This window comes from Amycolatopsis alba DSM 44262 (assembly GCF_000384215.1).
GTDB lineage: Bacteria > Actinomycetota > Actinomycetes > Mycobacteriales > Pseudonocardiaceae > Amycolatopsis > Amycolatopsis alba.
This window is the reverse complement of record NZ_KB913032.1, coordinates 1,465,367-1,492,002: the sequence shown is the minus strand read 5'-3', so window position 1 is coordinate 1,492,002 and position 26,636 is coordinate 1,465,367. Positions and strand designations below refer to the sequence as shown.

27 protein-coding genes are annotated in these 26,636 nt (G+C 69.2%); 17 read left to right on the top strand and 10 right to left on the bottom strand.

The annotated features are described in order from the left end of the window. The first annotated feature begins 4 nt into the window (after positions 1–4). From AMYAL_RS0106825 to AMYAL_RS0106795, 7 genes are all read left to right on the top strand, one after another. The gene (locus AMYAL_RS0106825) at positions 5–1,621 is read left to right on the top strand and encodes an alpha/beta hydrolase family protein (RefSeq protein ID WP_020630565.1); all 1,617 of its coding nucleotides are present in this window, start codon (positions 5–7) and stop codon (positions 1,619–1,621) included. Continuing rightward, positions 1,606–2,205 carry an O-methyltransferase gene (locus tag AMYAL_RS45730; RefSeq protein ID WP_020630564.1) on the top strand — a complete coding sequence of 200 codons (600 nt, stop codon included), beginning with the start codon at positions 1,606–1,608 and terminating at the stop codon, positions 2,203–2,205. Before AMYAL_RS0106825 ends, AMYAL_RS45730 begins: the two co-directional genes overlap by 16 nt. After that, positions 2,192–3,571 carry an FAD-binding oxidoreductase gene (locus AMYAL_RS0106815; RefSeq protein ID WP_020630563.1) on the top strand — a complete coding sequence of 460 codons (1,380 nt, stop codon included), beginning with the start codon at positions 2,192–2,194 and terminating at the stop codon, positions 3,569–3,571. The genes AMYAL_RS45730 and AMYAL_RS0106815 overlap by 14 nt, the downstream gene beginning before the upstream one ends. Next, positions 3,568–4,506: an alpha/beta fold hydrolase gene (locus tag AMYAL_RS0106810; protein WP_143267759.1), complete on the top strand. Its 939-nt coding sequence runs from the start codon at positions 3,568–3,570 to the stop codon at positions 4,504–4,506. The genes AMYAL_RS0106815 and AMYAL_RS0106810 overlap by 4 nt, the downstream gene beginning before the upstream one ends. 9 nt (positions 4,507–4,515) lie before the next feature. Continuing rightward, positions 4,516–5,778 carry an MFS transporter gene (locus tag AMYAL_RS0106805; RefSeq protein ID WP_020630561.1) on the top strand — a complete coding sequence of 421 codons (1,263 nt, stop codon included), beginning with the start codon at positions 4,516–4,518 and terminating at the stop codon, positions 5,776–5,778. Next, entirely contained in the window at positions 5,775–6,404 is a 630-nt protein-coding gene (locus AMYAL_RS0106800; protein ID WP_020630560.1) for a VOC family protein, read from the top strand. The genes AMYAL_RS0106805 and AMYAL_RS0106800 overlap by 4 nt, the downstream gene beginning before the upstream one ends. 118 nt (positions 6,405–6,522) lie before the next feature. Continuing rightward, the gene (locus tag AMYAL_RS0106795) at positions 6,523–7,338 is read left to right on the top strand and encodes a DUF1206 domain-containing protein (RefSeq protein ID WP_084702311.1); all 816 of its coding nucleotides are present in this window, start codon (positions 6,523–6,525) and stop codon (positions 7,336–7,338) included. Between the two features lie 42 nt (positions 7,339–7,380). On the opposite strand, the gene AMYAL_RS0106790 is transcribed toward AMYAL_RS0106795, so the two are convergent. Both AMYAL_RS0106790 and AMYAL_RS0106785 read right to left on the bottom strand, forming a co-directional pair. Further along, positions 7,381–7,704, bottom strand: coding sequence for a putative quinol monooxygenase (locus tag AMYAL_RS0106790; protein ID WP_020630558.1), 324 nt, complete (start codon positions 7,702–7,704; stop codon positions 7,381–7,383). Positions 7,705–7,775: 71 nt separating this feature from the next. Further along, on the bottom strand, positions 7,776–8,549 hold the full coding sequence (locus tag AMYAL_RS0106785) for an AraC family transcriptional regulator (RefSeq protein WP_020630557.1): 774 nt from the start codon (positions 8,547–8,549) through the stop codon (positions 7,776–7,778). Positions 8,550–8,640: 91 nt separating this feature from the next. Between AMYAL_RS0106785 and AMYAL_RS0106780 the strand changes: the two genes are divergently transcribed. The 6 genes from AMYAL_RS0106780 to AMYAL_RS0106755 all read left to right on the top strand — a co-directional run bounded on the left by AMYAL_RS0106780 (position 8,641) and on the right by AMYAL_RS0106755 (position 15,026). Further along, positions 8,641–9,444: a sulfite exporter TauE/SafE family protein gene (locus tag AMYAL_RS0106780; RefSeq protein WP_020630556.1), complete on the top strand. Its 804-nt coding sequence runs from the start codon at positions 8,641–8,643 to the stop codon at positions 9,442–9,444. A gap of 115 nt (positions 9,445–9,559) precedes the next feature. Then, complete coding sequence (locus AMYAL_RS0106775) at positions 9,560–11,545, top strand: beta propeller repeat protein (protein ID WP_020630555.1); 1,986 nt, start codon at positions 9,560–9,562, stop codon at positions 11,543–11,545. Between the two features lie 81 nt (positions 11,546–11,626). Next, positions 11,627–12,808: a cysteine desulfurase-like protein gene (locus AMYAL_RS0106770; RefSeq protein WP_020630554.1), complete on the top strand. Its 1,182-nt coding sequence runs from the start codon at positions 11,627–11,629 to the stop codon at positions 12,806–12,808. A 77-nt stretch (positions 12,809–12,885) separates the two neighbouring features. Continuing rightward, positions 12,886–13,437: a hypothetical protein gene (locus tag AMYAL_RS0106765; RefSeq protein ID WP_020630553.1), complete on the top strand. Its 552-nt coding sequence runs from the start codon at positions 12,886–12,888 to the stop codon at positions 13,435–13,437. A gap of 137 nt (positions 13,438–13,574) precedes the next feature. Further along, positions 13,575–14,402, top strand: a complete 828-nt coding sequence (locus tag AMYAL_RS0106760) for a poly(ethylene terephthalate) hydrolase family protein (protein ID WP_020630552.1) — start codon at positions 13,575–13,577, stop codon at positions 14,400–14,402. Positions 14,403–14,471: 69 nt separating this feature from the next. After that, entirely contained in the window at positions 14,472–15,026 is a 555-nt protein-coding gene (locus tag AMYAL_RS0106755; protein ID WP_020630551.1) for an isochorismatase family protein, read from the top strand. 6 nt (positions 15,027–15,032) lie between these two features. On the opposite strand, the gene AMYAL_RS0106750 is transcribed toward AMYAL_RS0106755, so the two are convergent. Continuing rightward, entirely contained in the window at positions 15,033–16,469 is a 1,437-nt protein-coding gene (locus AMYAL_RS0106750; RefSeq protein ID WP_020630550.1) for a PP2C family protein-serine/threonine phosphatase, read from the bottom strand. 472 nt (positions 16,470–16,941) lie between these two features. Between AMYAL_RS0106750 and AMYAL_RS0106745 the strand changes: the two genes are divergently transcribed. Together AMYAL_RS0106745 and AMYAL_RS0106740 are read left to right on the top strand one after the other, a co-directional pair. Then, positions 16,942–17,766 carry a GAF and ANTAR domain-containing protein gene (locus AMYAL_RS0106745; protein WP_425332173.1) on the top strand — a complete coding sequence of 275 codons (825 nt, stop codon included), beginning with the start codon at positions 16,942–16,944 and terminating at the stop codon, positions 17,764–17,766. 20 nt (positions 17,767–17,786) lie between these two features. Next, positions 17,787–18,650, top strand: coding sequence for an alpha/beta fold hydrolase (locus tag AMYAL_RS0106740; protein ID WP_039793844.1), 864 nt, complete (start codon positions 17,787–17,789; stop codon positions 18,648–18,650). A gap of 37 nt (positions 18,651–18,687) precedes the next feature. On the opposite strand, the gene AMYAL_RS0106735 is transcribed toward AMYAL_RS0106740, so the two are convergent. The 6 genes from AMYAL_RS0106735 to AMYAL_RS0106710 all read right to left on the bottom strand — a co-directional run bounded on the left by AMYAL_RS0106735 (position 18,688) and on the right by AMYAL_RS0106710 (position 22,902). Further along, a complete protein-coding gene (locus AMYAL_RS0106735; RefSeq protein WP_020630547.1) occupies positions 18,688–19,029 on the bottom strand; it encodes a hypothetical protein in 342 nt (113 codons plus the stop codon). Between the two features lie 164 nt (positions 19,030–19,193). Continuing rightward, positions 19,194–20,726 carry an alkaline phosphatase D family protein gene (locus AMYAL_RS0106730; protein WP_020630546.1) on the bottom strand — a complete coding sequence of 511 codons (1,533 nt, stop codon included), beginning with the start codon at positions 20,724–20,726 and terminating at the stop codon, positions 19,194–19,196. Positions 20,727–20,807: 81 nt separating this feature from the next. Continuing rightward, a complete protein-coding gene (locus AMYAL_RS0106725) occupies positions 20,808–21,770 on the bottom strand; it encodes an NAD(P)-dependent alcohol dehydrogenase (RefSeq protein ID WP_020630545.1) in 963 nt (320 codons plus the stop codon). Next, the gene (locus AMYAL_RS0106720) at positions 21,767–22,000 is read right to left on the bottom strand and encodes a helix-turn-helix transcriptional regulator (protein WP_020630544.1); all 234 of its coding nucleotides are present in this window, start codon (positions 21,998–22,000) and stop codon (positions 21,767–21,769) included. Before AMYAL_RS0106720 ends, AMYAL_RS0106725 begins: the two co-directional genes overlap by 4 nt. Continuing rightward, positions 21,994–22,422 (bottom strand): hypothetical protein, encoded by a 429-nt coding sequence (locus AMYAL_RS0106715; RefSeq protein ID WP_026466807.1) that lies wholly within the window; start codon positions 22,420–22,422, stop codon positions 21,994–21,996. The genes AMYAL_RS0106720 and AMYAL_RS0106715 overlap by 7 nt, the downstream gene beginning before the upstream one ends. A 96-nt stretch (positions 22,423–22,518) precedes the next feature. After that, positions 22,519–22,902, bottom strand: coding sequence for a MarR family winged helix-turn-helix transcriptional regulator (locus AMYAL_RS0106710; protein ID WP_020630542.1), 384 nt, complete (start codon positions 22,900–22,902; stop codon positions 22,519–22,521). Positions 22,903–22,988: 86 nt separating this feature from the next. Between AMYAL_RS0106710 and AMYAL_RS0106705 the strand changes: the two genes are divergently transcribed. Both AMYAL_RS0106705 and AMYAL_RS47765 read left to right on the top strand, forming a co-directional pair. Then, complete coding sequence (locus AMYAL_RS0106705) at positions 22,989–24,446, top strand: MFS transporter (RefSeq protein ID WP_020630541.1); 1,458 nt, start codon at positions 22,989–22,991, stop codon at positions 24,444–24,446. Positions 24,447–24,603: 157 nt separating this feature from the next. After that, positions 24,604–25,356 carry a LamG domain-containing protein gene (locus AMYAL_RS47765; RefSeq protein ID WP_084702097.1) on the top strand — a complete coding sequence of 251 codons (753 nt, stop codon included), beginning with the start codon at positions 24,604–24,606 and terminating at the stop codon, positions 25,354–25,356. Between the two features lies 1 nt (position 25,357). Here the strand turns inward: AMYAL_RS47765 and AMYAL_RS0106695 are convergent, their stop codons facing one another. Further along, the gene (locus tag AMYAL_RS0106695; RefSeq protein ID WP_026466805.1) at positions 25,358–26,608 is read right to left on the bottom strand and encodes a cytochrome P450; all 1,251 of its coding nucleotides are present in this window, start codon (positions 26,606–26,608) and stop codon (positions 25,358–25,360) included. Positions 26,609–26,636 lie beyond the last annotated feature (28 nt).

Sequence of the window (26,636 nt, the reverse complement as noted above, 5' to 3'; positions counted from 1 at the left end):
CGAGATGACGACGGCACCCCGGTTTCTCGTTGATCTGCCGGACCGCCCGGACGACGTCGTCCGGGGGCTCTCGGCCGCCTTCCGGCTGTCCCAAGTGGACTATCTGCCGAATTCTGTTTGCCGGTACCGCGATCGATGGCTGATCTCCACCGACGCCTGGGGCGATCGCAGGCTGGGGCAGTTCGATCCGGCGGCCCGTGCCTGGACGGAGTTCCCCGCGCCTGCCGGCTGGATCCGGCGGCCCATGTCGGACGGCGGCGAGCACCTGAGCCTGCTGCGGCACGAGCATCACGCCGACGACGGCGCGCAGCTCGCCCTGCGCGACGGCCGCTGGGACGTGATCGAGGAGGGCGTCGAGGAGGGCGGGATCAGCGACTGGGACGGACGTCTCCTTGCCCATCGCAGCGCCGCGGGCAACGCCGCCGCCCTCACCTCCGGCGGTGAACTCGTGCAGGCCGTCCCGCGGCCGGACGGCACTTCGGCGATCATCGGCCCCGGCTGGAACATCCCGATGCCGCGCGGGGCCACGCTGTCGCATCTGTCGCCGTCACCGGACCGCGAGGCCGTGCTGGCCGTGATCCGCAGCGGTAGCAGCTATCAGACCGTCGTGTTCGCCTGCGGAACCGGCCGGGTGCTGAGCTCGGGATCCCTGCGGAAGGTCCTGCTGCCGACCTCGGCGTGGCTGGACGGCACCCGCGTCGTGGTCTGCGCCGAGGAATGGCCGAGCGTCGTTCCGTACGTCTGGGACTGGTCGAGCGGGAGCGTGGAGCCGGTGTGGGCGCCCGGCGCGGTCGGATCCGTCCGGTCCGTGGCCGCCGCGCCGGACGGCACGTGTGTCGCCGCCGTCGGCGCCCCCACGCTGCGGCGTTCGCTCCGGGCGCTCGGCGACACCTCCCTGCCGGATCCGGGCGGCGAGGTCCGCGACGTGATCGTGCGGCGAGGGGATCAGCTGCTGCCGTGCCTGGTCCACGAGCCGCCTGGCGCTCGCCGCGGGACGGCGTTCTTCGTCCCCGGCGGTCCGCATGTCCCGGTGTGGGGCGAGTTCACGTCGCTGGCGACGGCGCTCGCCGAAGCCGGCTGGCGGGTCGTGCGGGTCAACCTGCGGTCCAGCGGTCTGCGCCAGCCCGAGTTCCGGCCGAAGGGACCGGTCCGGTACGGGGCGGACGACGTGGCGGACCTGTGCGCGGTGATCGAGGAACTCGGCGACGGTCCGGTGGTCACGATGGGGATGAGCTACGGCGGTTACGTGGCGGGCCTCGCGGGAGAACTGTCGGACCGGTGCGTCGGCGTGGCCCTGCTGGGTGGCTTCCTGCACCACGACGACCTCGCCGGGACGACGCATCCCGGCGTCCGCCAGTTCGCCGGATTCGCGTTCCGGGACCGTGCGCCCCTGGGGGCCGCCCGGCTGCGCAAACGCTATTTCCTCGCGCACGGCGAACTGGACAACCGGATTCCGATGAGTGCCGTGCTGCGGCATATCGACCGGATGGACCAGCAGGCCACCTTCGTGGAACTCGACGGCGAAGGCCATGCCATCCGCACCGATCGCGGGGCTCGCTTGGCCTATCCGCCGTTACTGCAGTGGATGGACGACGTGGAGGAAGCATGCCCGAAGAGTTGAAGGTCCCGCGGCTGGTCACGGTCGCCGAGAAACGCGCCATGGAAGAGGACTTCCACATGTCCAGCGCCCGTGACACGGGCCAGCTGCTGCGGACGCTGGCCGCGAGCAAACCGGGCGGCAGGCTGCTGGAGATCGGCACGGGCGTCGGCGTCGGCGCGGGATGGCTGCTGGACGGCATGGATCCCGCCGCGCGGCTGATCACCCTGGAGGTGCATCCGGAGGCGGCCCAGATCAGCAAGGAGATGCTGGCTTCCGATTCCAGGGTGGAAGTGGTGCAGGCCAACGCCGTCGACTGGCTGCGGGCCTACGACGGCCCGCTCTTCGACCTGATCTTCGTCGACGCCAGTGTGCCCAAGTACGAGGAGCGGGCGCTGACGCTGTCCAGGATCGCCCCTGGTGGCTTGTTCGTCTGCGACGACGTCATCTGGTCGGCGGCCTGGGATCCGCAGGTGCGGCCGAGCAAGGACCGCGTCGACAAGTTCCGCGCGGAGATCCACGGCGAGCCGGACTTCCACGTGTCCTTGCTGGACTGGGGTCCGGGAATCTGTGTCGCCACGCGGATCACGGCCGATGCCGGCCATTGAGGACAGCGTCGAACCCGGTAAGGCGTTCGGGCCGGGGTTCGGCGGGACGATCATCGACCGGCACCATCCCGGATACGACCGCGCGCGTGGCGTCTGGAACGGGCTGATCGACCGGCGGCCCGCGGTGATCGCGCGCTGCTCCAGCGTGGCGGACGTGGTCGAAGCGGTGCGTTTCGCCGGGGAACACCGTCCGCCGGTGAGTATCCGGGCAGGCGGCCATCAGGTCGCAGGCAGCGCGGTCTGCGACGACGGGCTCGTGATCGACCTGTCGGCGATGACGGGCGTGGACGTCGATCCGGCGCGCCGGACGGCCCGCGTGCGGGCCGGGACGACCGTCGGCAGCCTGGACACCGAGACCCAGGTCTTCGGGCTGGCCGTGCCGGGCGGGGACGTGACGGGCACCGGGGTGGCGGGTCTCGCGCTGGGCGGCGGGATCGGGCTGCTGGCGCGGGCGCACGGCCTGACCTGCGATCACCTGCGCTCGATCGAGATCGTGACGGCGGACGGGCTGGTCAGGACCGCGGGGCCGGGCGAGCACACGGACCTCCTGTGGGCGGCGCGCGGCTGTGGCCGCGGGCTCGGGGTCGTCACCAGCCTGGAGTTCGACCTCGTCGACCTCGGGCCGTCCGTCTCGATCGTGGAGGTGTATTACCCGGCGGAGCAAGGGGAATCCGTGTTGCGGGCCTGGCGCGACGCGGTGTCCGCCGTGCCGGACACGGTGTCGCCGATGGCGATCCTGCGCGGTATGCCGCCGTATCCGCAGGTGCCCGCCGAACTGCACGACACGCCGATCGTCGGGGTCGGCGCGGTGTTCGCGGGCCCGCCGGAGCGGGCGGAGGCGGCGCTCGCGCCACTGCGACGGCTGGGCACCCCCTTGCTCGACGTGAGCGGGACCGTCGGTTACGAGCAGTCGCCCAGCCCGCCCGCGGGGGCGACGCGGTCCTTCATGAAGTCGCATTTCCTGGACGAGCTCACCGACGACGCGATCCGGACCCTGCTCGATCAGCAGGCCCGGTCGACCGCCGCGGGCGCCGAACTGGTGATCCGCACGATGGGCGGCGCGATCCGGGCCGTGCCGCCGGAGCGGAGCGCGTTCCCGCACCGCGGGGCGGGATTCAACGTCAACGTCAACGCGATCTGGCGCGACGCCGGACTCGACGACGCGATCCTGGACTGGTCCCGGTCGGCATGGGCGGCGCTGGGGCCACACGCGAACGGGGGCGTCTACCTGAACTTTTCGGGCCTGGACGAAGACGCGGAAGCCGTGCACGACGCCGTCTACGGCCCGAGCGCGGCCCGGCTGAACGCGATCCGCGCCGCGTTCGACCCGGACGGGCTCTTCTCGTGGGCGGCCCGCCGGCCATGACCTCTCGTGCCGACCGCGTCCTCGCCCGGCTCATGGAGGCGTACGAACAGGAGGAGCTGACCCAGGTCGACGCCTTGGCCACACGGCTGGGGACCGAGCATCCAGGGCTCTGGGTGTGGTCGGCTTACATCCGCGCCGGTGTCCTGGCGTTGCGCGGCGACCCGGACGCCGGTCTGCGCCTGCTCGCCGAAGCCGACGAACGTGGCGGCTGGTGGAGCCCGCCGCTGCTGGCGGATCCGGCGCTGGCCGCCATCTGGCCGCTCGACGAGGCAGGCATCCGGGCCAGGTCGGAACTGCGCTGGCGGGCGGCTCAGGAGCGCGCCGAGGTCGCGTGGACGGTCTTCCGCCCGCCCACGCGGCCGGCCGGGGTGGTCATCTCCTTGCACGGCAACGGTCCGGCGCCCGCGGACCTGTTCGCCTCGCTCTGGGCCGAGCTCGGGTCGTGCGCGGCGTTCCTGGTGCGCTCTCCGCAGCTGGTCGCCGAAAACGTCTACGAGTGGCGAGATCGCGACCGCGCCCTCGCCGACGTCCGGACCGTCGTGCGGGCGGCGAGGGCCGAATACGGATCCGCGATACCGATGGTCCTCGCCGGACTCGGGGCGGGCGCCCGGATCGCGGTCGAGGCGGCGCTCACCGGTGCCGTCGCGGTGGACGGCGCGCTCGCGTTCGCGCCGCATATGCGGCCGCTCACGGAAAAAGTGATGATCGGGCCTCGAATTCGAATCTTCCCTGGCGGAACACCGGAGTCGACGGCATCATGTGAAAGCTTCGCCGTATGGGCTCGCGCTCAAGGGATCGACTGTTCTCTCAGTTACGAAGAGGGAATGGGACATGCGTTCCCGGAGCGATTCCATACGACGGTTTCCGGGGTTGTCGCCGCTGTTTTCGACGAAAATCCGATCAGCGCGGGTGAAGATTCGCTCGCCGGTTCGTAAGGGGTCCGTATGGCGGAAGTTGGGGCTGAGCAGAAACCGGGTGTCTGGGAGACTTTCCGCGACGCGCCGGCGGCGGCGAAGACGATCATGGTCGGCGTCGTGGTGAACCGTCTCAGCGGCTTCCTCGTGATCTTCCTGGTGCTGTTCGTGTCCGCGCGCGGCTTCTCGACCGCCCAGGCCGTGTTCGCGCTCGGCGCCTACGGGGCGGGCGGGGTCGTGGGCACGGTGGTCGGCGGGGCACTTTCGGATCGGTTCGGGCCGCGGGTCGCGACCGCGATCAGCATGGGGGTCAGCGGCCTGCTGATCGCGTTCATGCTGGTGCCGAGCCAGTATCCGCTGCTCGTGGTGGCCAGTGCGCTCGTCGGGGTCGCCTCGCAGATCTTCCGGCCCGCCTCGGCCACCCTGCTCTCGGACCTCACCCCGGCGGACAACCAGGTGATGATCTTCGCGATCTGGCGGTTCGGCCTCAACCTCGGCACCGCCGTCGCGCCACTGCTCGGATTCGCTCTCTACTACCTGGACGACAAGCAATACACCCTGGTCTTCCTGACCGAGGCGGGGGTGGCGGTCGCGTACGCGGTGGCGGCCTGGTTGCTGTTGCCGCACCGGGAGGCGGCGCGGGCGATGGCGGAACCCGAAGACGGCGAAGCCGAAAGCAAACCCGCCCGCGGCGGTTACCTTGCCGTGCTCCGGAATCGCCGCTACGCGATTTTCCTGCTGGTGGCCGCCGTGCACACCATCGTCTACCAGCAGTATCTGTCGACGCTGCCCCTCACCGTGAACGAAGCGCGCCTGGACATTTTCTGGTACACCCTCGCGGTGTCGGTGAACGGCATCGTGGTGATCCTGCTGGAATTGCCCTCGACCAAGCTCGTCCAGCGGATGCCGATGCGCTTGTCGATCGCCATCGGCCTCGCGCTGGTCGGGCTCGGCGTCGGGTTCTACGGGCTGCCGATGGTGCCGCTGGTCATCCTGGGCGGCACGCTGCTGTGGACGCTCGGCGAAATCGTCAGCGCGCCTTCGCTGTTCGCCTACCCCGCTGTCGTCGGTGCCGGGCGGCTGAAGAGCCGGTACATCGGGAGTTTCCAGTTCGCCTTCGGTCTCGGCAACACCGTCGCCCCGCTGGTGGGCGGCTGGCTGTTCCTGGTTCTCGGGACCTCGGTGCTGTGGCCGCTCCTCGGCGCCGTCGAGGTCTTGGTCGCGGTGGCCATGCTCACCCTCGTCCGCGTGCCGAAGAAGGAGTCGCCCGAAGTATCGGCCGGAACGGCGTGATCGACCACATCCTGTACGCCACGCCGGATCTCCCGGCGACCGTCGACGAGCTGAACCGGCGGTTCGGGGTCCGGCTTTCCCCCGGCGGCAGGCATCTCACCCTCGGTACCCGGAACTATCTCGCCGATCTCGGCGGGCGGACGTATTTCGAGGTGCTGGGCCCGGACCGGGACCTGCCTGATCCGGAGAACGGGCGGCCGCTCGGGATCGACCGGCTGACCCGGCCGCGGCTGGCCACGTGGGCGGCGAGGGTGGACGACGTGGACAAGGTCGTCCGCGAGGCGGGCGAGCGCGGGTTCCGGTTCGACCCGGTCGTGGCCATGTCCCGCGACCGGGGTGACGGTGTCCGCCTCGCGTGGCGGGCGGCCGTCCCCGCCGGCGGGCTGACGTTCGGCGGGGTCGTCCCGTTCCTCGTGCAATGGGAGAGCGACGCGTACGCCGCCGAGTTGTCGGTCAAGGGGGTCGGACTGGTGTCCTTGACCGTGTCTCATCCCGAGGCCGCGACGGTGCGGGAGCACCTGGCGCTGCTCGGCCTGGCGGATTGCGTCACGGTGGGGGAGTCGGCGGAACCTTCGTTGCGGGTGACGCTGCGGACACCGGCGGGGGAAGTCGCTTTGGGGCGCTGATCGTTTCGGTGACGGACCTCGAGGCGAGTGGGTCGTTCGGCCGGATGGCCCACTCGCGCGGCGGCAAGGGCTCCCGGCGGCGAGACTCGGAGGAAGACTCACGAGGAGGGTGGACCGGATGCCCGCGACCAAGGCGAGACAGGTGCGCCACAACAAAGCCGTCCAGGTGCTCGGCCGGATCGGGATGGGCTGCTACGGCTTGGTGTACCTGCTCATCGGCTACCTGGCGGTGCGGATCGCCGTCGGCGGCGGCGGTCAGGAGGCCGATGGCCGCGGCGCGGTCGCCGAGGTCGGTTCGACCCCGGTGGGCGGTGTCCTGCTGTGGGTGCTGGCGGCGGGACTCGTGGCGTACGGGCTGTGGCAGGCGCTGCTGGCCGCTACCGGGTACACCTGGATCGACAAGCAGGAGCGCCGCACCGTCAAGCGGGTGACCTCCGGAGTGCGCTGCCTGGCCGGGATCTCGCTGGGCGTCTACGCGGCCCGGCTCGCCGCGGGAGCGGGAGACCAGGGCAGCACCGACCAGAAGCAGCAGGAGTACACCGCGATGCTGCTCGGGTTGCCTGCCGGCCCGTTCCTGGTGATCGCGGCGGCCGTCGTCGTGTTCGGTGTCGCCGTCGCTTCGGTGGTGAACGGCGTGCGCCGCACCTTCGTGCGGGATCTCGACCTCTCGAAGTTGCCTTCGGGGACGCGGCGATGGGTCGAGAGGCTCGGCAGGATCGGTTACGCGGCAAGGGGTGTCGTATTCGGCGTGGTCGCCGTGCTCCTCGGCTACGCGGCGCTGGAGCACGACCCGTCCCGCTCCGGCGGGCTCGACGCCGCCCTGCGCACCTTGGCCGCCCAGCCTTTCGGCACGGTGCTGCTCATCGTGGTGGCCGTCGGAGTCGCCGCGTTCGGGGCGTACTGCGTCGGGGCGGCACGCGCGCAGCGTGCCTGAGTCCCGCCCTGGTCCGGCGGGAACCGGGGCGGGAAGCGGAACCTACTCGACGGCGAGTTCGCCCAGTTCCGACCAGCCGTCCTGATCGACCTTCGCGTTGACGATCCGCGGCGTCTCGGCCAGGTACTGCGGCAGCTCACGTTGTGCCGCGCGGAAATGCTCCGAACCGACGTGGGCGGCGCCCGCGTCGTCGTCCTGGAACGCCTCCACGAGAACGTACTCGTTCGGGTCGTCGAGGCTGCGGGACCAGTCGTACCAAAGGCAACCGGGCTCGGCGCGGGTCGCCTCGGTGAAGTCGCGCGCGATTTCCGGCCACCGGTCCGCGTGTTCGGGACGAACCCGGAACTTCGCCGTGATGAAGATCATGATCGTCCTGCTTTCCTGCTCAAGGGAAGGTCCCACATTGCGGTCCCGACGATACCTGGGCAGTTCGGCGGTCAGAGCGCGGACGCCGCGCGATAGTCCCTCGGCGGTGTGCCGAGAAGCCGGGTGAACATCGTGGAGAACGCGGCCGGGCTCTCGTAGCCGAGCGAGGCGGCGATCCCGGCGATGGGAAGGCCGTCCGACAGCAGTGACAGGGAATGCAGGACGCAGGCCCGTTGCCGCCAGCGGGCGAACCCCATCCCGGTCTCGGCGGTGAAGATCCGGTTCACCGTCCGCTCGCTCACGTGCAGCCGGGATGCCCAGGCGCTCAACGGGTCGTGGATGTCCGGATCCTCCAAAAAGGACTCGCACAGCGCGCGCAGCCGTTCGTGCTTCGGCAGGGGCAGATCGAGCCGGACCGGGGCGGAACGGCGGATCTCGTGCAGGATCAGGCCGATGACCGCGGCGTCCCGCCCGCGCGGGGCGTACAGCTCGGGCACGTCGACGGCCTCGTTCAGCAGTTCCCGGAGCAGCGCGGAGACCTCGACGACCTGGCATCGCCGCGGGAACCACGGCACCGCTTTCGGTTCGATGTACAGGCTCCTGGTGCTCACGGTCGTCGTGAAGACCTGGTGACCGGTCTCCGGCGGGACGAGTACCGCGCGCCGGGTCGGGATGGTCCACGTGCCGTCGGCCGTTTCGACCCGCATCGATCCCGTCGCGCTGTAGAGGAACTGCGCCCGCCGGTGCCGGTGCGGGGGAATCCGGTGTCCCGGCGGGTAATCGGTGCGGATCGCGACCACCGCGCGGTCGAGATGGTCGACCTCGTCGATGGGGATGTCGCGCACGTCACCCAGGCTACTCCGGCTGTCCGATACGCGAAAGAAAGTGGCGTCCTTTCGAATGCCCGCCGTATCGGGAGCGCCTACCGTCGAGGGAGTGTTGATCGAGATCGCGGTGCTCCTCGGATTCGGCTGCCTGAGCGGCGTCACCACCGTCCTGTTCGGATTCGGCGGCGGATTCATCACCGTGCCGGTCGTTTACGCCTTCGCGCTCGCCGAGCCGGAGCACGCCCTTGGCGCGATGCACGTCGCGGTGGCCACCTCGACCGCGGTGATGGTGGTCAACTCCGGGAGCGCGACCCTCGCCCAGCTGCGGACCGGACGGCTTCGCCGCGACTACCTGTGGCCGCTCATCGCCTTCATCGGCCTGGGCGCCGTGCTCGGCTCCTTCGCCGCCACCGCGGCCGACGAGAGCGTCCTGCGCTGGCTCTTCGTCGCCTACCTCGCGCTGACCATCGTCGACAGCCTGGTCCGCAAGGGTTTCGTGAGCAGGCGGGACGACACCCGGCCCCGTGCGCTCGGCGGGCTCACCGTCACCGCGGGCGGGACCGGGATCGGTGCCGTGGCGAGCTTTCTCGGGGTCGGGGGCAGCGTGCTGACCGTCCCGCTCCTGCGCCGCAAGGGGTTGCCGATGGCCGACGCGGCCGCACTGGCGAATCCGCTGAGCCTGCCGGTGGCGGTGATCGGCACCGCCGTCTACGCCTTCGCGGCGACGGGGACGTCTTCGAGCGCCGCTCACCTCGGCTACATCGACCTGGTGGCCGCGGGCGCGTTGCTGTGCGGGTCGCTGCCGACCATCGCGGTGACGCGCCGGGTGGTCGGCCGGATCCCGGACCGCGCCCATGCGATCGCGTACCTCGGCCTGCTCGTGGCCGCGCTGATCGCGATAGTGATCCGATGAGTTGACCCAAAGTCAAGTCTTGACAAGTGTCTGAGCGGGATGACACGGCTAGTTGTCCAGTAAAGATCCGATGAATCTCTATCCCTTTGGCGGATCTTGCGCCAAGATCTCCCGCATGAAACTGAGATCGATCACCAAACGCATGTTCGTTCTCGGGCTGCTGACGGTTCTCGGGACCACCGGGGCGACGTCGGTGGCCACCGCCGAACCCCAGCAGCCGCCCTCGGACGTCAACGCGACCGGGCTGCCGCGCGGCGGCTGGGAACCGATCGGCCCGAACAGCGTCGGCGGCCTGCTGGCCGTTTCGCCTGCCGGGCTCGCGATGATGCAGCCCAGCCCGCCCGCGCTCTGGTTCTCCGGCGATCGCGGCGCCTCCTGGAGTGCGCGCCGGGGACTGCCGTCGGACACCTCCATCCAGGGATTCTTCGTCGATCCGGTGAATCCGGACCGGATGCTCGCGGTGGGCAACAAACCCGCGGGCATGGTCGGCGAGTGGCACGGGATGCTGCTGCGCACCACCGACCGCGGCCAGACCTGGGAGACCCTTCGCGAGTGGTACCCCGACGGCGCGTTCGGCATGGCCACGGATCCCACCGGCCGGGTCGTCGTGGTGCAGAACCTCGACACGCTGAGCGTCAGCACCGACGGCGGCGAGAACTGGAACGACGTGCCGAGGACCTGGCCGCGTGAGGGGATCGCCGCGCCGGTCGGCGCGCTCAAGCTCGTCATGGTCGGCGACGACGCCTACTTCACCACGGTCTATCCCGAGTACTCGCTGTGGGCGGTCCGCGGCGTCAGCGGCAAGGAACCGCGCGCCGAACTCGTGTACCGGACGAACGGCGAGATCAATCAGGTCGCCTCCGACGGCAAGCGGTTCGTGGTCACGGTCGGCCCCGAGCTGCACGGTTCCACCGACGGCGGCAAGACCTGGACGGTGCTGCGGCGCGAACCGGGCGGACAGCCCCTGCGCGAACCGCACTTCGTCGGCGGGCGCCTGTACGTCGCGACGTATAACGACATAGACGTCAGCGCGGACTTCGGCCGCACCTGGACCCGCAAGCCGGTACCCGCCGCGGGCGAGGGCGTCAGCGACATGATCGAACTCCCCGCTTCGGCGGGCAAACCCGCCACCACGCTGATCTCCGCGATGTACCGAGGGGTGTACGCGGACGGCGGCAAGAACGGCTACCAGCAGATCGGCGTGCCCGGCGAATCCATGCGCGACCTCGTGACCACCGGGAACATCCTGAAGGAGAGCGTCGTCGCGGCCGGTGTGCAGGAGATCTACAACACCCCGCTCCCGCGCGGCAAGATCGCCGCGGCGGACCGGGCCTGGCAGTCGCACCCCGCCGACCGGCTGCACGAAGACGCGCGTCTGTCCGTCTCGCCGAGCCGCCCGGACGTCGTCTGGCAGGTCACCCGGAACGGGTTCGCGCTCGACGTGCTCCGCAGCGGCGACGGCGGCCGCACCTGGCAGTTCGCGGCGAAGGCGAAGGAAGGAATCCCCAGGACGATCTTCGCGCATCCCGCCGACCCGGACCGGATCTTCGTCTCGGCCTTCGCGCCCACCGGCTACGTGCTCTACCGCAGTGACAACGCCGGGAAGACCTGGGAAAAGCTCACGACCGACATCGGGTTCATCGCGTTCGCGGGCGACCCGTGGAACGCGAACCGGGTCTGGGGCGGTGACTCCGGCGGCCTGAACCGGTCGGACGACGGCGGCAAGACCTGGACCCACGTCTCCGACGAACCGGTCAGTTCGATCTCGGTCAGCCGATGGGGTGGCGGGCGCGTCCTCGCCGGTGGCGCGGGCATCCTGCTCAGCGAGGACAACGGCCGGACGTTCCGGCGGGTCCTCGACGGCGGCGACTCCCGCGAGATCAGCCGGATCCTGCCGCATCCGTTCGACTTCCGGGTGTGGTTCGCGAGCAGTTCGACCGGGGGAGGCGTGCTGCGCAGCACGGACTTCGGCCGTACCTGGTCGCCGGTACCGGGCGCGCTTCCCGACGCCAGGGTGCTCTCGCTGGCGATCAGTGCCGATGGCCGGTACCTGTTCTCGGGCACCGCGCAGTCCGGTGCGTACCGGCTGACGCTGTACTGAGCCTGAGCCGCTTCGTGGCCGGAGAAACTTCCGGCCACGAAGCGTTTACCCGGCCCCCCGCCGGATGCCAGAGTCGAGGTCATGGCCATCGACGTCGCCGCCCTCCGGCATCACTTCCCTTCCCTCGCCGACGGAACAGCCTTCTTCGACGGACCCGCGGGTACCCAGACACCCCGTGCCGTCGCCGACGCCATCACCGGGACGCTGACCGCTCCGCTGTCGAACCGGGGGACGGTCAGCCCGTCCCAGCTCAACGCGGAGACCGCCGTCGCGGGCTTTCGCGCCGCCTACGCCGACTTTCTCAACGTGCCAGCCGAAGGTGTCGTTCACGGTCGTAGCGCCACTCAGCTGACGTACGACTTTTCCCGCCACCTGGCCAAGAACTGGCGCGAAGGCGACGAGATCGTCGTCAGCAGGCTCGACCACGACGCCAACATCCGGCCCTGGGTCCAGGCCGCCGAACGGGCGGGGATGACCGTCCGCTGGCTCGGCATCGACCCCGAAACCACCGAACTCGACGTCGATTCCCTCGTGTTCACCGAGCGGACCAGGCTGGTCGCGGTCACGGCGGCTTCGAACGTCCTCGGCACCAAACCGCCGATCCGCCGGATCGCCGATCTCGCCCACGACGCCGGAGCGCTGGTGTTCGTGGACGGCGTGCACTACGCCGCCCACGACCTGGTGGACGTTCCCGCGCTGGGAGCGGATTTCTTCGTCTGTTCGCCGTACAAGTTCCTCGGCCCGCACTGCGGTGTGCTCGGCGCTTCGCCCGCGCTTCTCGAAACCGTCGAGCCGGACAAGCTCATGCCGTCTCCCGCCACCGTGCCCGAGCGGTTCGAATTCGGCACCCTGCCCTACGAGATCCTCGCGGGCGCGTCGGCGGCGGTGGACTTTCTCGCCGAACTCGACCCCGGAACGGGCGGCTCACGGCGGGAACGGCTGGCGAACTCGCTCGATTCCTTGCACGAACACGAAATCTTGCTGCGTACCAAACTGGAAAAGGGACTGGGCGACGCGGTCACCTTGCACGGCAAGGCGGCCGACCGGACCCCGACCCTGCTGATGAGCCTCGGCGGCCGCGAGCTCGAAGCGGAACGGCATCTCGCCGAAAGGAAGATCGTCGCCCCGGCGGGGTCTTTCTACGCCTACGAGGTCTTTGCGGCTTTGAAACTGAAGGACCCGGCGCTCCGGGTCGGGCTCGCACCGTACACCAGTGCCGACGACGTCGACAGGCTCCTGGCCGGTTTGTCGACGTTCGGGTGACCACAGTGGACAGACGGGCGTAACTCGAACAGGTTGGTTTTCCCGGCTGCCGTCCATGGCAGTACTACCGTGCGTTCATGATCGACAACGGGAGGTTCGCGATGCGTTTCCGGTCGATGGCCGCTTCTGTCCTGCTCGGCTGTGCGGCGTGCGTGGCGCCGGCGGCACTCGGCGCCGGCGCCCAGGCACTCGCGATCCAGCCCTGCCCCGAGGTCAACGATCCGCCCGGCTACACGATCTCCAACGGCGCCAAGGCCTGGATGAAGACGAACCTGCGCAGCGACTACCTGAAAGGGCCGGGGACGATCACCTACAACAAGACCACGACCTCCTCGGTCAACGCCTCCATCACCGGCACGACCAGCGCCGAGGCGGGCGTCATCTTCGCCAAAGCGAGTGTCTCGCTGGCGGTGACCGTCGGCGCGAGCTATGCGAAGTCCGATTCCTGGTCGTACGCCGCGACGGTGCCCGCCGGGAAGACGCTGCGGCTTCAGCAGTACAAGGAAGGCCGTTCGTTCACCGTGCAGAAGTACCGGATCGTCCCGCCCTGCAAGGTGAAGTACCTCTGGAAGAAGAAGGCCGTCGCGCCGGTGACGAGCCCGAGCTACCTGTGGCAGCTCGTCAGCTGACCCGGTTTGGGACCGGTTACAAGACCTTCGCGTCCGATCTTGTGATCGGTCCCATGGACCTGCGGTGACCGGACCGACACCCTGGGAAGGGAACGTCGCGGGCAACGGGGCGCTGGCGGAACGGGACGGTGACCACCATGGGGAGACTGCGCGCACGGACACTGATCGTCGGAATGGCCGCGCTGGCGACCGTGGGCATCACGCCCGCCGCGTCGGCCACGACCGGGATCTCGGACCGGTGGAGCGCACCCGGTCCCTTCGCGGTGACCGTCGAAGCCCTCGACAGCACGCACACCGTGTACCGGCCTTCGCGGCTGGAGAAGCATCCAGTGATCCTGTGGGGCAACGGAACCGGCGCGAACCCGAAGATCTATGACGGCCTGTTGCGCCACCTGGCCTCCCATGGCTTCGTGGTCGCGGCGGCCGACACGCCGAACGCGGGCTCCGGCGCGGAGATGCTGGCCGGAGCCACCACCCTGATCGCCGAAAACTCCCGTCCGGGCAGCGTTTACCAGGGAAAGATCGACACCGCGCACATCGGCGCCACCGGCCACTCCCAGGGCGGTGGCGGGGCGATCGCCGCCGGCGCGGATTCCCGCGTCACCACCACGATCCCGATCGAGCCGGGGCCGCAAGGTTCCGCCGCGGCCCTGAAGGGACCATCGTTGTTCCTCGGCGGCCAGCTCGACACGATCGTCGTTCCCTGGCTGCTGGTCATCCCGCGCTACCGGCTCGCGGACCAGGTGCCCGCGATCTACGGCGAACTCGGCAAGGCGACCCATTTCACGCCGGTCGGTGACGGTGGCGGGTTCCGCGGCGCGATCACGGCGTGGTTCCGGTTCTGGCTTTCCGGCGACGAACGGGCCCGCGCCGAGTTCTTCGGCCCGTCCTGCGGGGTGTGCCGTGACGGGGCCTGGTCCGACATCCAGCGCAACACGAAGGCTCTGGCGGTTCCAGGAGCTTGATCGCCGGTTCTTGTCGGTGCTCCGGGTTAAGGTCTGCCGCAGCAGCCTGACCTGGAGGGATACCCCATCATGACCACACTCGACAACCGGCCGAACACCGCGCTCCTGGTCGTCGACGTCCAGAACGGCGTGGTCGACGAGGGCCACGATCGCGACGCCGTGGTCGCGAACATCGGCGCTCTCGTCGGCAAGGCACGTAAGGAAGAGGTCCCGGTCGTCTGGGTTCAGCATTCCGATGAGGAACTCGTGCGGGACAGCGAGGAATGGCGCATCGTCGGCGAGCTGACCCCCGAGGACGCCGAGCCACGCGTCCACAAGTCCTATGGGGACTCTTTCGAGGACACCGATCTGGAGAAGGTGCTGGCCGAACGTGGCGTCGGGCGGCTCGTGGTCGTCGGGGCGGAGACCGACGCCTGCATCCGCTCGACGCTGCACGGCGCCCTGGTCCGCGGATATGACGCGACGCTGGTCGGCGACGCGCATACGACGGTGGACAAGTCGGGCTGGGGAGCACCGGCGCCGGAGCAGGTCATCGCGCACACGAACCTGTACTGGCGATACCAGGCCGCACCGGGCCGGAAGGGAGGCACCGTCACGACGGAAGAAGTCGAATTCAGCGGCTGAGCCTGCTCAAGGACGGGCAGGCAGACGGGCGATCAGCAGGCAGGCGTCTTCGGTGAAGCTGTTGCGGCAGTGGGATCTCGCCTTCTGAAGCACGCGTCGGACGATCTCGGGTGGCACGTACCCGGCGTTGGCGTCCAGGCATCCGGCGAGCGCGAACCGTTCGCCGTCGATGTCACGCGCACTTGAGAGACCGTCGGTGTGCAGGGCCAGGAGATCTCCGGGCCTCAGCCGGGCGCTCGCGATCCGGCGAGGCGTCCCGGCACCGAACGGCGGGCGCCGTGCACTGTCCACTGTGGTCGGTTCGTGGCCGGTGCCGAGGACGATCGGCGGTTGCCCCTCCGCCTGGAGACAACGAAGAGTGCCCTCGGCGAGGTTCATTTCGACCAGCGTGCCGCGAACGGCGGCGCCGTCTCCGAACTGGGTCATCAGGGCTTGGTCCACGGCGGCCTCCTGGTCGCGGAGCCCGCGGCCCTCGCGGCGAGCGGATCGATAGGCCGCGAGTGCGGCCGAGACCATCAGGTTCGCGTGCGCGGCGTAGCGACCGGCGTCGAAGATCGCCAGCCGCGCTGTCGTTTCGGAAAGGGCGTAGTCGAAGGTGGCGCCACGAACGTCGTAGACAGGCTCGATACCGCCCGCCACCACGACGTCACGCGTCGCCGCCGTCGACGGGGGCAGGTTCTGCTGGAGCAGTTCCGCCGCAGGACCGCGCCGCTGCTGCCATAGCGGGCTGTCGAGGCCGTCGCCGTATCTCCTCGCCACGGCGAGAAGATGGCCGGACAGCGACGCGAGCCATCGGAACTGGGCTCGCAGGGCGGGGTCGTGGAGGTCGGTTTCCTCCTCGGCTTCGGCTTCGAGCACGCCCAGGCGTTCGTCGCCGTCCAGCAGCACGGTCCACAACCGCGGTACCCCCTGCTTCTCGTCCGGCACGGTGTCGGCGTGCCGGTACGCCCGGCCGGCGGTACTGGCCTCGATGGCCAGTGGCACCCGGCCGGATGCGGACCCGTCGGGAAGCGGGATCAGCTGCCGCTGGTCGTGGTCGACGAGGTAGACAGTGATCTTGAGATCCAGTGAGAGGCCCGCCGCGGCGATGATCCAGGGCAAGCGCTCCGGCGGGGCCCGGTGGGCGCCGTCGAGGAGCCCCACCAGCGCGGCCAACGGACCGCGAGGACGGTTGTTCTCTCCGGTCTCACGGCTGTAGGGCGCCTGGTGCACCCCGGAGACCTCTTCGAGCCGCTCGTTGATCGCGTGAGCCACCATGTCCCGCTGGATCCTGGGCAGGGGAAGCAGCCCCTGCAAGAACGCCTCCAGTTCGAGTTCGCTGACGTCGCCGCCGAGTGCGAAGTACCGCAGCCACAGTTGCTCCAGGGTGAGCCCGGCCCGCTCGAAGCACGCTGCGACGATCCGGCGTTGCTCCTCTGCCCGGAGCGAGGTCACGGCGATCACCTCCGGTTCTCGGCGACATGAGACCTGGATACCAACCGGCGCCCGGTGTGAAACATGAGTCGGCGCTCGAACGGGTAATTCTTCGGAAAAGGGGGTATGCGAGGCTCCGGCCGGGGTCGCGGGCGTGCTCATGGCGGCGTGACGGGGCGGGTCGGCGAAGACGGGCGTTCTCGTCGCCGGTGGTCCGGCCCCAGCGGGGGAACGGCGCGTTACGCCAGGTGGCCGAGCGGTTTGTCGTCGGAGCGACCGGGCGAGGCGAGCCGGGACCGGCCGAACGTGGGTCGCGGTAGGCGAGGTGATCGCATTCGGCTAAGGTCGCCTTCAGAAAGCGGTTCTGAGCGTTGAGAAGTTAGCGCCGATCCGCCGGTAACCGGGTTGGTTGCGGCGGTTGATGGTGCGCGCTCGGCGCCGGTTCCCGCCGGTGACTCCCGTGGTGCATCACGCCGATGTGCAGAAGTGGGAGAGGCGGGCTTTGGCCGATGAAATCGACTGGCAGCAGGACAAGAACCGATTCGTCGAGGATGCCGGCGACGGCGAACTGCCGGTGAGCTCCGAGAACGGCGCTCGGCTCCTGACCGGGCCACTGGTCACTCAGTTCGTCTCCCTCACCAGGGCGTTGCTGGATTCCGGTTCGGTCGCGGCGGTGCTCGAACGAGTGGTCTTCGCGACGCGGGACCTGGTGCCGGGCGCGGATCTGGTGAGTGTCACCCTCCGCGATCCCGACGGCGGATTCCACACCCCGGTGCGGACCGACGAGATCGCCGGCGAGCTCGACCAGTTGCAATACCAGTACGGCGAGGGTGCCTGCGTCGAAGCGGCGCGGGTCTCGGGACCGGCGGCCGCCTTCAGCGACAACCTCGCCGAAGACGCTCGCTGGCCGCGCTTCGGCCCTGCCGCCGCCGCGCTCGGCTTCCACTCGCTGGTTTCGACGGCCTTGCTGCCGGAGGAGTCGACGTCGCACCTTTCCGGCGCGCTGAACGTCTACTCACGACGTCCGTACGGGATCGCCAGGGCCGACCGCGACGTGCTGTTGCTGCTGGCGACACACGCGTCGCTGGCGCTGGCGACCACGCACGCTGTCACGCGCGGTCAGCTGCAGGAGGAACAGCTCCAGCAGGCGCTGGACAGCAGGGACGCGATCGGGCAGGCCAAGGGCATCCTGATGGCGCGCCGCGGGATCGATGCGGCGGAGGCGTTCGAGGTGCTGCGGCATACGTCGCAGAACATGAACATCAAACTCCGGGAACTGGCGGAGATGCTGTCCAAACGCCATACGGAGCTGCATCTGCCCGATTGACCGGCACTACGATCGCGATCATGGGTTTCGGTGAGCTGGAGCTGTCGCGGACGTACGAGTGGCGAGGCCGTTCGGTCGCGTGGGAACGTCTCGGCGAAGGCGCCCCGGTGGTGCTGTGCCACGGGACACCGTGGTCGGCGCAGCTGTGGGCGCCGTTCGCGCGGGCGCTCAGCAAGGAGTTCGCCGTCCACGTCTGGGACATGCCGGGCTACGGCCGCTCGTCGAAAGAACCCGGTCACGCCGTCGATCTCGGGACGCAGGGTGAGCTGTTCGCCGATCTGCTCGGGCATTGGGGGCTGACGGCCCCGCACGTGATCGCCCATGACTACGGCGGCGCCGTTTCCCTGCGCGCGAAGCTGCTGCACGGCGCCGAATACGCCTCCCTCGCCTTGGTGGACGTCGTCGCGCTGCGGCCATGGGGTTCGGAGTTCTTCCGGCTGGTCGCGGAGAACTCCGAGGTCTTCCAGGCGCAGCCACCGACGGTGCACAAAGGCGCTCTGGAGTCCTACATCGGGACGGCCTCCCATCGTGGTCTCACCGGCGCGCAGCTGGCCACGCTGACCGGACCGTGGCTGGACGTGGAAGGGCAACGTGCCTTCTACCGGCAGATCGCCGAGGCCGACGTCCGGTACACCGACGAGGTCCAGGACCGTTATCCGGAACTCGCGTTGCCGGTGAAGGTGATCTGGGGCGCGGACGACACGTGGATCCCGGTGGACAGGGCGGAACAGCTCGCGAACGCGATTCCCGGTGCCCTCCTGGACGTCATTCCGGACGCCGGGCATCTCATCCAGTTCGACGCGCCGGTCGAGCTTGCCTTTTCCCTGCATCGGTGGCTCACCGCGGAAGTGGACCGGTGGGGACCCGCCGGGAGCGGACGCTGAAACGCCCAGGGAAGATCAACATCGTTTCATCGAGATATTAGAAGTCCTCTACGTGATATCCCGCGACGTAGGCGTTCGCGAGCAGTCCGCCGTGACATTCCGCGGTCGACGGGCCGAAGCCGATCGGAACCCAATGTCCGACGGTGAACCACAGTGAAGCGCCCGACGCGCAGTGGGCGACCACCCGATAGGTTTCCGAGTATCTCGGCAGGGAGAAGCAGGTCGTGGAAATCGCCTCGCCGAACAGGACTCCGTAGCGGTTGCTGTCGCATCCGTAGGGCGGGAACTGGCCTTCGGTCGCCGCGGAGGCCGGTGAAGCGGCCAGGAATCCGGCCGCCGAAAAGGCGGCCATGACTAAAGCGGCGATTTTCTTCTTCATTGCTTTCTCCCGCTGATCGTTCCCAATGGAAAGCTCAGATTAGCCGCACGGAAGAATTGTCGTGAATTCATCGGGCAGGTGAAATGAGAACGCGTGCGGTGAACCGCGCTGCTCCGAAAGAGCGTCCCCCGACCCTCTTCTGAGTTCTTCGCGCCCCTTTTGGCCTAGCGCCGGTACTGCGCGGGAGACGTGACCGTGGCGCGGTCCTCGTAGGATCCCGGCTTGCCGCGGTCGACGTGGAACGTCGTCAGGGTGCTCACCGGCGAACGCGGGTCGCGCCGGTCGCCGATCACCCGCATGTGCGTGCTCCAGCGGCGAGGCGTGACCTCGTAGACGTCGTAGCCGTACCGGTCGCCCTCGAAGTACTTGAGGTGCGGGTTCGCCGCGCCCATCTTCGGCCCGTTCGTGGCGTTCCACTCGGGGGAGTACGCACCGGAGGTGACCGAATGCGCGGTGAACTCCGTGCCGATCACCGGGGTGGACGGATCCGCGAAGTCCGGGCGGATGTCGTCGACGAACGCGGAATGCCAGTCGCCGGTGATCACCACGAGATCTTCGAGGCCGCTCTGGGCCACGTGGGTCAGTACCTCCTTGCGTTCGGCGAGGAAGCCGTCCCACTGGTCCGTGAACATGTAGCCGCCGCCCGGCTTCGCCAGCTGGCTCAGCATGATCGAGTTCACCCAGCAGTGCCACGCTTCGCCGGCGCCGGTCACCTGATCCTTGAGCCAGCCCTTCTGATCGGCGCCGAGGATCGTCCCGCCGGGCAGGTTCTGCGCCGACCGGTACTGCCTGAGATCCAGAATGGACAGCTCCAGCAGGTCGCCCCAGCGGCGCTGCCGGTGGATCCTCGGTGTCGAGGGGTGGTCGGGCCGCACCGGCATGTGCTCGAACCAGGCCTGGTACGCCGCCGACCGCCGTGCCAGCAACGACGGGGTGGTCCCGCTGTAGTCGTTGACGACCTCGTGATCGTCCCAGGTGATGAACCACGGGTGCGCCGCGTGAGCGTCCCGGAGCGAGGGGTCGGACTTGTAGAGCGCGTGCCGCCGCCGGTATGCGGGCAGCGTCAGCACCTCGGGACCTTCGTGGTCGCGCAGCGGGTTCCCGCCGACCTGACCGTGCTCGTAGACGTAGTCACCGAGGTGGACGACGAAATCGAGCTCCTCGCGCGCGATCCCGGCGTGCGCCGCGTAGAACCCGTCGTGGAACGCCTGGCAGTTCGCCGAGGCGAACCGCACCCGCCGGACCGGCCCGACCGGCGCCGTGCGGGTGCGGCCGACCCGGCTGACCTTGCCGAGCGCGTGGAAGCGGTAGTAGTACTGCGAGCCCGGCTCCAGGCCGGACACCGGGACGTGCACGCTGTGCCCGAGCCCTGCCGTGGCCGCCGTCGTCCCGCGGGCCACGCGGCGCCGGAACCCGCGGTCGGTGGCGACCTCCCAGGCGACCTCGACGGTGTCGTCCAGCGGCTGCTCGAACTCCATCGGCTTCGGAGCGAGCCTGGTCCAGAGGGCGACACCGTGCGGGACCGGGTCGCCGGACGCGACGCCGAGCGTGAACGGCGCCTCGTCCCACGTCGCGCCCAGCGCCGCCGCGGCCTCCTCGGCCTGCGCGACCGTCATCCGCGAGCTCAACGGCCAGGCCAGCCCCAGCGCGCCGGCCGTGGCGGCGCCTCGCAACAGGTCCCGGCGGTTGACGGACATCGGTGGTCTCCTCGGTTCGGCGGATCGCTCTCCGACACCGAACACGGCCGAGATGGCCGGAGATGAACGTGAGGACGAACATCAGACGGTGATGACGACCTTGCCGCGCGTGTGCCCGTCCCTCGCGTAGCGGATGGCCTCGGGCACCTCGGCCAGCGGGAACGCGCGGTCGATGACCGGCTTCACTTTCCCCGCCTCGATGAGCGCGCGCAGCGTCTGGAGATCGTCCTGGTTCTCCGTGGAAAACAGGCCTCGGAGCTTCTGCTTCACGAACGGCCCGAGGAGCAGTGCCCGAAGGGTGCGCGCGACCGGGCCGATCCACTTCCCCTTGCCTTCGGCGCCGACGATCACCAGAGTCCCTTGTCGGGTAAGGGATTTCCGCAACAGCGTCAGCGATCGGTTGCCCGCAGTGTCGAGGATGAGGTCGTAGCCGCCACCGAACTCTTCGCGCGTGTAGTCGAACACCGTGCCCGCGCCGAGCGATCGGACGAGGTCCACCTTGCCCGGACCGCAGACACCGTCCACCTCGGCGCCGAACGCTGTGGCGATCTGTACGGCGAACGTGCCCACGCCGCCGCCCGCGCCGATGACCAGGACCTTCTGCCGGGGCGCGACCTGTCCCCGATCCCGGAGCGCCTGGAGCGCGGTGAACGCGGAGATGGGGACGGCGGCCGCTTCCTCGAAGCCGAGCCGTTCGGGTTTTCTCGCGAGTTTGTCCACTGTGGTCAGTGCGAACTCGGCGAAAGAGCCTTGGCAGGTACCGAAAACCTCGTCACCTGCCTGAAATCGCGTGACGTCGGCGCCGACAGCGTGCACGACACCTGCGAAGTCGAGGCCGCGGACGCGGGTCTTCGGTCTCCGCACTCCGAAACCCATCAACCGCACCAGATACGGCGTGCCCTCCATGAGGTGCCAGACGCCGGGATCGACGGCCGCCGCCCGGATCCGCACGACCACGCCGCCTGGTCCCGCTTCGGGTTCGGGAAGATCGGTCAGCTTCAAGACGTCGGTGGTGCCGTATTCGTGCTGGACGATCGCCTTCATGGCGGCCTCGTTTCCTGGTCCGGATACTGGAAGACGTCGTCGAGCCCGACGCCGAACACCCTGGCGATCCGGAAGGCCATCTCCAGGGACGGTGAGTAGCGGCCCTGCTCGATCGCGATGACCGTCTGGCGGGTGACGCCGACCCGGTCCGCGAGTTCCGCCTGGGTCATCTCGCCCTTGGTGAACCGCAGGGCGCGGATGGAGTTCGTGACCTTGGTCGGTTTCACCATGTCTGGAATCCCCGGCGGTACGCGGCGATCTTCGCGATCGAACCGAGCAGGGACGCGCATACGAAGGCGAGGTACACGGTGTTGGCGATCCAGAAGTGGTCCAGTTCCGCCATCGCCATGACGAGCGCCGCGACGCCGCCGATCACGGCGAACGACTGTCCGATGTGCTCACCGAACCGGCCGATCTCGCGGTCCCGCTGGTCTTTCCGGCCCGCGTCACGCGGCGACGCGATCGACGCCGCGACGTGCAGCACGATCGAGGCCACGATGGCCGCCGCGACGGTCCACAGCAACGTTGCCACGTAAGGGACATCGACGAGTGGTCCGGGGCCGGACCGGCCGAGGACGACGATCAGGTACACCGTGTAGGCGCAGACCGTGACCACGGCCATGATCCACGCGCGTTTCTCTTCCAGTGCCACGACGTCCAAAGTAAAGAATTCCAGACATGGTGTCAAAGGTTCTTTACTTCACGGACTTGCCGAACGAAAGGGGGCGGCAAGGGGGGAGAGAGGGGGTTAGGTGTGGAGCAGGGTCTCTTCGAGGGTCGCCCGGTGCGTCGGCTTCGCCTCTTCGTAGCGACGGCGGCCTTCGTCGGTCACGACGACGAAGATCCCGCGCCGGTCCGACTCGCACAGCGCGCGCTGGACGAGCCCCTCGCGCTCGAGGCGGGCGACGAGCCGCGAGGTGGCGCTCTGGCTGAGGTGGACGACCTCGGTCAGATCGGCCGCCCGGCATTTGCCGACAACGCAGTTGACCAGGCGCTCCAGGGCTTCGAACTCGGTGACACCGAGGCCGTGGCGCTCCTGGAGCCTGCACTCGAGGCGGCCGAACACCGCCGCGTGCCGGGCGGACAGGTCACGCCATTCCCGCAGCAGGTCTTGTTCGGCGACGTCGCTCACGCGGCCCAAGATAGCATGCACGTGAATTTTATGCAAAGTCATTAAATGCACTTGCATTAGATGCGTGTGCATGTAGTGTACCGATCATGAGTTCTTCCGTGCAGCTGTCCACCAGCTCGACAAGGTGGGACGCGCGCCTCTGGGGTGTCCTGCTCACCGTGTCCGTCGTCGTGGGCCTCGACGCGCTCGACGTGTCGATGGTCGCCGTCGCCCTCCCGTCCATCCAGGCCGAACTCGGCCTCTCCACCGGTGCCCTGCAATGGGTCATCAGCGCCTATGTGCTCGGCTACGGCGGCCTGCTGCTCCTCGGCGGGCGCACCGCCGACCTGCTCGGCAGGCGCCGGGTCTTCCTCGTCGCCGTCGCGGTCTTCGCGGTCGCTTCCCTGCTCGGCGGCCTCGTCGACGACGGCGCCCTGCTGATCGCCACCCGCTTCATCAAGGGGCTCGCCGCCGCGTTCACCGCGCCGGCCGCGCTGTCCATCATCACCACGACCTTCCACGAAGGCCCCGCCCGCAACCGGGCGATCAGCATCTTCGCCGTCTTCGGTGCCAGCGGGTACTCGGCGGGCCTCGTGTTCTCCGGTCTGCTCACCGAGGTGGGCTGGCGCTGGACGTTCCTGCTGCCGGTGCCGATCGCGCTCGCCGCGCTGGCCGCCGCGATCAAGCTGATCCCGTCCTACCGCCCGCAGGAAGGTGGCGGCTACGACTTCCCCGGTGCGATCACCGGTGCCGCCGGTTCGCTCCTGCTGGTCTTCGCCGTGGTCGAGGCGCCGGAGATCGGCTGGGCCGCGCCGCGGACGCTGATCACCTTCGTCCTCGCGCTCGCCCTGCTCGTCACCTTCGTGTTCATCGAGAAGCGCAGCAAGCACCCGCTGCTCCGGCTCGGCATCCTGCGGTCCGGTCCGCTGGCCCGCGCCAACCTCGGTGGTGCGACGTTCTTCGGTGCCTACATCGGGTTCCAGTTCGTGGTCATGCTGTACCTGCAGACCGTGCTGGGCTGGTCCGCGCTGCAGACCGCGCTCGGTTTCCTGCCCGCCGCGCTGATCGTGGCCTTCGGTTCCCCGCGGATCGAGCCGCTGATCGACCGCCTCGGCACCCCGCGCACGATCCTCGCCGGTGTCGTCGCCCACGTCATCGGATACGCGCTGTTCCTGCGGATCGACGAGAGTTCCAGCTACGCCGGTTCGGTGCTGCCGAGCATGATCCTGCTGGGCATCGGCTTCATGCTGGCGTTCTCCTCGCTGAACATCCAGGCGACCAACGGCATCTCCGACGACGAGCAGGGGCTCGCCGGCGGTCTGCTGAACACGTCGATCCAGGTCGGCGGCGCGATCGGCCTCGCCGTGGTGACCGCGGTCCTGACCGGCAACGCGGGGGGCGCCACCGGCCCGGCCGCGCTGCTGAACGGCTTGGCGCCCGCGCTGACCGTCGTCACCGGCATCGCCGTGATCAGTGTCCTGGTGGCGCTGTCCGGAGTCGTCGGCCTGCGCAAGGCCGAAGCCCGCTCCACCGTCGCCGAACCGGAGTTCGCCGCGGCCGAATGAGCAGGGGGTGAGGTGCCCCTTCCCACACTCGGGGGTGGGAAGGGGCACCTTTGTCATCAGCGGATCGGTGTGGCCTGGCCGAGTGATCCATTCGGTCGCTTGTGGTCGAGCCGGGTTTCGCGAAAAGTTGTGCTCACACAACACTGGGGGTAGCACCATGAGAGTTCGTGCCGTGTCCCGCCGCGCCTTCGTCCTTGCGGCGTCCGCTCTGCTCGTGCTGGCCGGCGCGCCGGTCGCCACCGCCGCGCCGGTACTTCCCGCGCCCGCGAACCACTGGCCGCTCGACGAAACGTCGGGTACCGAGGCTCACGACGTCGTCGCCGGGCGGATCGCGTCGCTCCACAACGGAGCGTCGTTCAGCCAGGGGCGGCAGGGGAACGCCCTCTGGTTCGACGGTGTCGACGACCAAGCCACCGGTGACCAGGTCGACTTCCGGACCGATCAGAGCTTCACTGTCAGCGCCTGGGTGAACCTGGCGCAGAAGACTCCCGGCACGGTCACCGCGGTCAGCATCGACGGTGATCGGACGAGCCGGATCCAGCTGGGGCACAACATCGACGACGACAACAACCCGCTCGGTCGCTGGGTGTTCCAAGCGGCTGAAAACGACTCGGACAGCGGGTACCCGACGAGGGTCGCCTCCAGCGTGCTGCCGTCGGAGGAGGGCACCTGGACACATCTCGTCGGTACCTACGACGCCGCGATCGGGCAGCTCTGGCTGTATGTCGACGGAAAGCGGGTCGGTGACGGCACGCTCAACACGCCGTGGCAGGCCTCAGGCGGTGTCCGCGTCGGGGCGGCGAAGGTCGCGGGAGCGCCCGCACGGTTCTGGCCCGGTGGCGTCGACGATGTGCGGTTCTTCTCGCGGGCACTGGACCGCGCCGAGGTGAGCGAGCTGTACCGCGGCTGACTCACCAGCGGATCGGCAGGGACTTCAGCCCGTTCTGGAAGTTCGACCGCAACCGCACCGGCTCACCGGCGAGTTCGACCTCGCCGAGCAGGTCAAGGACCGCTTCGAACATCGCGCGCAGCTGCACCCTCGCGAGCTGCGCGCCGAGGCAGAAATGCGGGCCGTGCCCGAACGTCAGGTGATCGTTGGGCGTACGGCCGATGTCGAAGCGGTCCGGATCCGCGAAAACGGACTCGTCGCGGTTCGCGGCGGAGAACCAGACGACGACCTTGTCGCCCGCCCGGATGTCCACATCGGACAGGACGACGTCCTCGGTCGCGGTCCGGCGGAAGTGCATCACCGGGCACCACCAGCGCAGCATCTCTTCCACCGCGCCGGGAAGCAGCGAACGGTCGGCCAGCAGCCGCCGGTACTGATCCGGATGCGACAGCAGCGCGAGCATCCCGCCGGGGATGCCGTTGCGCAGCGTCTCGTTGCCCGCCACGGAAAACAGCCAGAACAGGTTCTCGAACTCGGCGATCGAGACCCGGCCGCCGTCTTCCACGTGGCCCATCAGATTGCTCATCACGTCGTCGCCGGGACTACGGCGTTTGTACTCGCCGAGCGCGGTGGCATAGGCGTAGAGATCCGGCATCCCGGCGCGGGTGCGCGGATCGGGCATCGCGCCGTCCGGTCCCGGAACCGGTCGCACGGCCAGCGCCGCCCGCGCCAGATCGGTGACGTCGCCCGCGTCGACGGTCGCGCTCACCGCGTAGTCGGCGTCCTGATAGCCGATCACGCGATTGCTCCAGTCGTACATCAGCCGCCGGTCCTGTTCGGGGATCCCGAAGACCTCGGCCAGCGTCAGCAGCGGGAGATCGGCGGCGACGGCCGCGAAATCGCAGTGGCCATCGGCCTTGACCCCGGCGATCAGCGACCGTGCCCAGCCTTGGATCCGCTCGGTCAGCCTGCCGACCGCGCGCGGCGTGAAAGCCTTGGTGAGCAGGCCCCGCAGCCGGGCGTGCTCGGGCGGGTCCATGTTGAGCATCATCCGCCGGACGTAGCCGAGGTCCTGTTCGGTCGCCGGGTCCCGGATCTGCGTCCCGCCCAGGCGCGACGAGAACAGCTTCGGGTTCTTCAGCACCTGCTTGACGTCCGAATGCCGCAGCACGGCCCAGAAATCGTCCACCCGTACGACCGGCGACTCCCGGCGCAGCGCCGCGAGGTGCTCGTACGGCACGCCACGGGTGTAAGTGTCCGGATCGGTGATCACGGCTTCGAACACTAGCCCGGCGACGGGG